Below are 7,095 nucleotides of genomic sequence, written 5' to 3'. Positions count from 1 at the left end.
AATGAGTATCGAATATAGCTCTGAGTTGAGAAGAAACTTAATCAAATTGGTATAAATAACGAAAATTGAGAAATAAAAAAGCAAGCTTACTCAGCTTGCTTTTTTATTTTTGTTACGTTTTTAACTTACGATTTTAAGTTACGATTTGATGCTACGTTTGAACTTTCAAAATAACTTTACTGGGCTTTTAGTGTTTGCCCATTTACTTCTACACTGTCATCAGCCATTAAATAAACATACAAAGGCATGATATCTTCAGTGGTTGCTATTTCAGCTTTATCTTCTGCAGGAAAAGCACAAGCCCTCATATTAGTGTCGGTAGCACCAGGGTTTATAGCGTTAGTGCGTATTACCGAAGTATCGTACTCATCTGCAATTACCTGCATCAAACCCTCAGTGGCAAACTTAGAAACACTATAAGCGCCCCAATAGGCTCTACCTTGATTGCCTACCCCTGATGAGGTGAATACTAAAGATGATTTTGGCGCTAGCAATAAAGCAGGGATTAATGCCTGAGCTAATAAAAATTGCGCGTTAACATTAACATTCATCACATCTGTAAACATCTGCTCATTTATTTGCGTAAATGGACTAAGTTCACCTAATGTTGAAGCATTGAGTAATGCGCCATCTAAATGACCAAATTGGCTGATAATGGTTGAAGCCATATCAATATAGTTTTGCTTAGTCGCACCTTTTAGATCTAAAGGGATAATTGCTGGTTGAGCTAAATCTAAGGCAATTATTTCATCGTAAACGGTTTCAAGTTTACTGACCGTTTTTCCAAGTAAGATTACAGTAGCACCAAGTTTGGCATAATTTAGTGCTGCTGTACGGCCAATACCTGCTCCTGCGCCAGTAACGAGAATGGTCTTGTTGTTTAAACAAGCATCTTTTATCGAATAATTAAACATCTTAGGATCTTATTGCTGTGAGTGAGAAAATTACTTGGCTATTCTACGCGTTGGCATTTTCATTGACGAGAAAAAAGTTAAATTACCTGAAAATATTCGGTTTAATTTTAAAAATTACTAGCGACTTTACAAATCTTGGGTTAACTTTAACTGGTCTAATTAGTAATTCAAACGTTAGTTTGAAATAATGTCTAAAACAATACAAAATAACACCTAACAGTTAAGTTGCGAATTAAAAGTATAATAAAGGGCAAATAACGATAATAAAAAATTTAAGCTATGGGGAATTCACATGAAAAAGCTAGCTCTCAGTATCGCCATTATAAGTGCACTTAGTTTAAGCGCATGTAATAACGAAACTATCGAAGATGTACAACAAGAGGTAGAAGAAAATAATAGCGGTATCACGTCATTAGCCAGAATTGTATTTGATCCAGGTGCAGCAACACCGCGTTTATCTATCCCTAATGATTTATTACTGTCAGGTACTATAGACGGTACGTTAAATTTACCCGATGAAAATCTTGTTGATGCAAATGGTGATAAGCTCCCAGTTGATTATTTTAACCCTTCGGCAGCTGTTGGAGCGCTCGATGGTTGGTCTACGATAGCACCATTTAATATTGAGGTTGACCTCCCTGAGGGAAAAACACTTAATGCCGATAGTGTTTTTACACCTAATGCTGTTCATGTTTATGAAACTATTATGGGCGGTAACTCAGCTGATGCAGAGTGTGCTGCTATTCCTAGAGGCCCCGCATGTAAATTAGTGGCAGAGCTAACTTTTGGTGTTGATTTTATTGCGCAAGCAACAGCTAACGGTATTGCCATTGTGCCATTAAAGCCGTTAAAGGCTAAAACAGCTTATGTAATAGCGCTTACTGATCAAATTTTAGATAGCGACGGTACGGCAGTTGCAGGTTCTGTTACTTATGGTTTAGTTAAACAAGATATTACAGAAAAACCACTAGTGACTGAGAGCCAATTATTATTACAAACATTAACTAACAGTTTTGAGAATATTGCGGTTGAAGCAGGGCTCAATAAAGAAAATATTATTTATTCTTTTTCAATGACAACACAATCTATTCAAGATGTATCCCAAGTTGTTAAATCTGTAATGTTATCAGGCACACCAGGTACTACTCCTGTGTTATCAGCTATTACACCTACAGGTGCTAATGCAGCAATGTTACTTGGTTTAGATCAAAATGATTTAGGTGCAGGTACTGTAGCTAGTTTTGCGGCAGTTTCTAAAGCCAACTTATCAGCCCCTTATTATTTAGAAACCCCTTATTATGATGGTGCGGCAGGAAGTTGTAATTTATTAGCCGATGATATTACTACAGGTTGCCCAGATTTATTTAGTCGCTGGGAAGCGATGGGAGACAGCCCTGTAACTGTTTCTGGAGCATTAACTTCAGGAGCACTAACTCAAGACTCCTTCGTTGCTCAAGCTATTGCTCAAGGTCAAGATCCTAGTGAGTTATTAGCTGATCCAACAAAATTAGTTGGGTTAACATTTACCGTAGACGTGGTTGTTGATGATCAAGGCACAGTAGTGTCAGTACCAGTAGACCAAGCTCGTCACTTAACTCAATATAATCCACTGCCACAGGTTAAATCATATAAAAGTGGTACAACTGCTATCGATGTAATTATCACTACGCCAGACGCTGATCGAATCAATGCGATTGCAGCAATGAAAAAAGGCGAAGCGCTTACCGATGAAGAAATGATGAAGAAACCTGATGCCGGTTGGCCGGTAATGATATTTTCTCATGGTATCACTTCTTATAAAGAAACAGTGCTGGCAATTGCAGGGACTTTAGCTAGCCAAGGTATTGCAACTGTCGCAATAGATCATCCTTATCATGGTGCTCGAGGTATCGATTTTAATGGCGACGGTGTTTATGAAATTAGTGCAACACAATCATTGAGTGAATCAGATCCTGATTTTGTTAATGCCAACGTAACGAGCTATATGAATTTAGCCAGTTTATTAACTGCAAGAGATAATGTGCGTCAAAGTGAAGTTGACATGTTAGCACTACGTTTAAGTTTGAATGATACTGAAGTATATGGCCAATTAGATGCAACTAAAGTGAGTTTCTTAGGACATTCTCTTGGCGCACTGACGGGGATTACTTTTACAGCACTAGCCAATTCAGGGGTTGTAAATCCTGCAACAGGTGAGCTATCAACTGTAAACCCATATGCAATCAATAGCGCGTCTTATGCATTTCCTGGGGGAGGTATTTCAGGGGTGTTAATTTATTCACCGGCTTTTGGGCCTGTTGTTCAAGATGGTTTAACATCTAGCCAAACATTTATCGATTTAGTTGAAGAAACAGCAGGTAAATCAATTGAAGAAATGTCTGAAGCTGAATATCAAGGATACGTCGAAGCTATTTATCCTGCTTTTGCTAGCCAATTTAATTTTGCAGCACAAACAATTTTAGACTCTTCTGATCCTATAAACTATTCATCAACAGTAAAAGCGTTAGGCTCGCCTGTACACCTTATGGAAGTTGTCGGTAATGAGTCATTAGGTGGCGCTAATAAATCTGACCAGGTAATTGTTAATGGTTTGGCTGCTTTGCCACTTGTGGGGACTGAGCCGTTGATCCGTGAATTAGGTTTACTAAGTACAAGTGAAACTGTAGGTGATGGAACTAGCGCAGTAAGTGCTGCAGTTCGCTTCTTAAATGGTACTCACAGCTCACTACTTAACCCTGCAACTGAAACTGGTATAGCCGACGATGCAGCGGCTAACTTAGCCGTGACGGTTGAAATGCAAACTGAAGTTGCAGCATTTGCGAAATCAGGCGGTAAGTTGCTCTTGATAGCAGATGATGAATACATACAACCAGTTAGTGAATAAGCAAAAATATGATTTAACTTGTATTTAGCTTACTTATTTAAAGCCCTCTTTTGAGGGCTTTTTCATAACCAAATTTCAGTAAATATATAGTAAATATGGGTAGTAAATATTAGTAGTAAATATTTTTAACAACTGCCATCGAATATTACTTTTCATTCGCTTATAAACGTTACTTTTAAACATTATTTTAAGCACTGCTTTTAAACCTTACTTTTAAATAATATTTTCAATACAGTAAAATAGTGTAGAATTAGCGCAATTAATTTTATTCACCTTAAACGATTAAACCATCAGGAGTCCTCTTGGAATTTTTATACGAATACGGCTTGTTTTTAGCTAAAGCGGTTACCTTTGTTTTGGCGGTTATTGCCATCATTATTGCCATTGCTGGCGCGGCAATGAAAAAACAACATAAAAAAGGTGAGTTAGATATCACTGACTTGTCAGAACAATTTAGTGATACAGAAGAAGATATAATTCACGCGCTATTAAGTGAAGATGAATTTAAAGAAAAAGAAAAAGCAGACAAAAAGAAAGCCAAAGAGCAAGCCAAAGCAGATAAAAAGTCAGCTAAAGCCGGAGAAGAAAAACCAGCAAGTAAAGCTCATGTTTTTGTGATTGATTTTAATGGTAGCATTGACGCTAAAGAAGTTAGTTCTTTACGTGAAGAAGTAACAGCCATTCTATCGGTAGCAAAACCTGAAGACGAAGTTTTTGTTCGTTTAGAAAGTGGTGGTGGTATGGTTCATGGTTACGGTTTAGCTTCATCGCAACTTGATCGTATTCGTCAAAATCAAATTCCATTAACTGTTTCAGTTGATAAAGTAGCGGCCAGTGGTGGTTACATGATGGCTTGTGTAGCTAATAATATTATCTCAGCGCCTTTTGCTATTTTAGGCTCTATCGGTGTTATTGCTCAAGTTCCTAACTTTAATAAATTATTGAAGAAACATGATATTGATTACGAACAATTTACCGCAGGTGAGTTTAAACGTACAGTCACTATGTTTGGTGAAAATACTGAGAAAGGTAAAGAAAAGTTTATTGAAGAGCTTGAAGAAACACATGTTTTATTTAAAAACTTTGTTAGTGAACGCCGCCCTAGTTTAGATATTGCAAAAGTTGCCACAGGTGAACATTGGTTTGGTACAACAGCGTTAGAACTTGGTTTAGTGGATAGTATTCAAACCAGTGACGATTACTTACAAGCTAAAAGCAAGAGCCATAAAGTGGTAGCTATTAAGTATGAAGTGAAAAAAGGCTTAGCTGAAAAATTCTCGAAAGCAGCATCTTTATCTGCTGAAAGTTTCTTAGGAAAGTTATTACAACGTAATAATATATTTCCTGGTTAAGTAGCATTAAGTTACTGTTTATATAGTGATGAATTCATTGTATTAACTAACCTGAACTCAGGTTAACTAAAATCTCATATAAAAAAGCCTCGCTGAATTTATTCAACGAGGCTTTTTTTTGACGTGTTTATTAAAGCGTTTTAAAGATAAATATTGCTAAAATCTTATTCTATTATAACTATTTAACTTGAGTTCGGGATAATGAAAGTGAGTAGAATAATAATATCAATCACTTAGGATTTTACCTTTACAATAGTTTTAATTATTCGTAGTACAAGGCAGGAAAGCGAAGCCAATAACGGGTTATTGGGAGCTTTCATAACGAAGTAATACGGGTAATTAAGGCTGTTGTAGCATTTTGCTTATCCCGAACTCAGGTTATTTAATGTCGACATTTTCACTATTACTACCGGCTTGTGGATCTGAGTACATATCATTATCAAATTGATCTTCACTTTTAGCCACAACAATACTTACCATACTATCTCCTGTAACATTAACTGCAGTCCGCGTCATATCAAGTATGCGATCAACACCGATAATTAGAGCAATGCCTTCAACAGGTAAACCTACTTGCTGTAAAACCATAGCTAGCATAATTAAACCAACGCCAGGAACTCCCGCCGTGCCTATTGAAGCAAGAGTTGCGGTTAGCACAACCGTTAAATAATCAGCCAAGCTTAAATCTTGACTAAATACTTGAGCGATAAATACCGTTGCCACACCTTGCATTATTGCTGTGCCATCCATATTGATGGTCGCACCAAGTGGAACCGTAAATGAAGCGATAGAATTTTTAACGCCCATTTTCTTTGTTGCGGTTTCTAGTGTTACCGGAATTGTTGCGTTAGAGCTTGCTGTTGAAAAAGCAAAGATGGTAGCGTCACGCATTTTTTTTAAAAATATAAATGGGTTTAATCCGGTTAATATTTTTAAAATAATAGGGTAAGTAATAAAAGCATGCATAAGCAGTACAAAAAATACCACGAAGAAGTACTCAATTAAATTACCAAAAGTAGCGAGTGACACCGTAGTAAATAAGCTTGCTAGTAATGCAAATACACCATAAGGGGCAATATTCATTAAAATACTAACTAAGCGCATTACAACAATATTCATATCTTCAAAAAAGACAGCAATACGTTCACCTGCTTTACCTGAAAGCGCAATGGCCATGCCGAATAACAAAGCAAATACAATTATTTGTAACATATTGCCTTGTGCAAATGACTCAAAAGGGTTGGTTGGAAACATTTGAATAATAACTTGTGCTAAAGATGGTGCTTCCTTGCTTTCAAAAGTACTATCAGTTGTCATATTAACCCCTTCACCAGGGGACACTAATAAAGCTACCGCTATAGCAATACTAATCGCTATAGCGGTAGTGATTAAATACATGCCAACTGCTTTGCCGCCAATTCGACCAAGTTTACTGGTGTCTTTTAATGAGCAAACACCACATATTAAAGACACAAATACCAAAGGGACAACTAACATGCGTAAACTTGCCATAAATATTTGGCCAATTATTTCTAATAACCCGTCAACGATAAATCCCTTTAAAGAAAGATCAAACCAATAAAGCGGTATTAATTTATCTGTACCATTAGGCATCAACCATTGTAAATATGTACCAAATAAAATGCCGGTAACCATACCAAAGACAATTTTGCTTGTTAAATTCATATTTTTTAAATTAGCAATAATATGACTTAAAAACGTTGTTTTATTTAGATCTGAAGGAGGTTTACTGTCGATGGTCATAAGTTATTTTCACTTTTGGTAATTTTAAGATTGTTGATAGATATAGGAAATAATCACTAATAAAATAGAAAGTTAATCGAACCGAATTCGAATTATAAGGTTAGCAATAATTGACTAGATTAAATACCAATTTATTTAGACTCGTTTTGCGTTGTATTAAAACAGTATAAATAAAAAATGT

Annotated in this window: 4 protein-coding genes; 2 read left to right on the top strand and 2 right to left on the bottom strand. The window is 36.2% G+C overall.

The window, feature by feature from the left end:
• Positions 1-176: 176 nt before the first annotated feature.
• Positions 177-914, bottom strand: coding sequence for a YciK family oxidoreductase (locus tag CWS31_RS12130; protein WP_101342599.1), 738 nt, complete (start codon positions 912-914; stop codon positions 177-179).
• Between the two features lie 292 nt (positions 915-1,206).
• Between CWS31_RS12130 and CWS31_RS12125 the strand changes: the two genes are divergently transcribed.
• Complete coding sequence (locus CWS31_RS12125) at positions 1,207-3,798, top strand: VolA/Pla-1 family phospholipase (protein WP_101342598.1); 2,592 nt, start codon at positions 1,207-1,209, stop codon at positions 3,796-3,798.
• A 302-nt stretch (positions 3,799-4,100) separates the two neighbouring features.
• Positions 4,101-5,150: a protease SohB gene (gene sohB, locus CWS31_RS12120; RefSeq protein ID WP_101342597.1), complete on the top strand. Its 1,050-nt coding sequence runs from the start codon at positions 4,101-4,103 to the stop codon at positions 5,148-5,150.
• A gap of 378 nt (positions 5,151-5,528) precedes the next feature.
• Here the strand turns inward: sohB and CWS31_RS12115 are convergent, their stop codons facing one another.
• Positions 5,529-6,854 (bottom strand): dicarboxylate/amino acid:cation symporter, encoded by a 1,326-nt coding sequence (locus CWS31_RS12115; protein ID WP_101342605.1) that lies wholly within the window; start codon positions 6,852-6,854, stop codon positions 5,529-5,531.
• Between the last annotated feature and the right edge of the window lie 241 nt (positions 6,855-7,095).

The sequence above is a fragment of the Colwellia echini genome (assembly GCF_002843355.2).
GTDB classification, from domain to species: Bacteria; Pseudomonadota; Gammaproteobacteria; order Enterobacterales; family Alteromonadaceae; genus Colwellia; species Colwellia echini.
Note: the sequence above shows the minus strand (reverse complement) of the source record. Positions and strands in the feature narration are given on the sequence as shown.

Bases quoted from the DNA above. Each gene is read 5' to 3' on its own strand.
- CWS31_RS12130 (WP_101342599.1), bottom strand. From the start codon at position 914: ATGTTTAATTATTCGATAAAAGATGCTTGTTTAAACAACAAGACCATT.
- CWS31_RS12125 (WP_101342598.1), top strand. From the start codon at position 1,207: ATGAAAAAGCTAGCTCTCAGTATCGCCATTATAAGTGCACTTAGTTTA.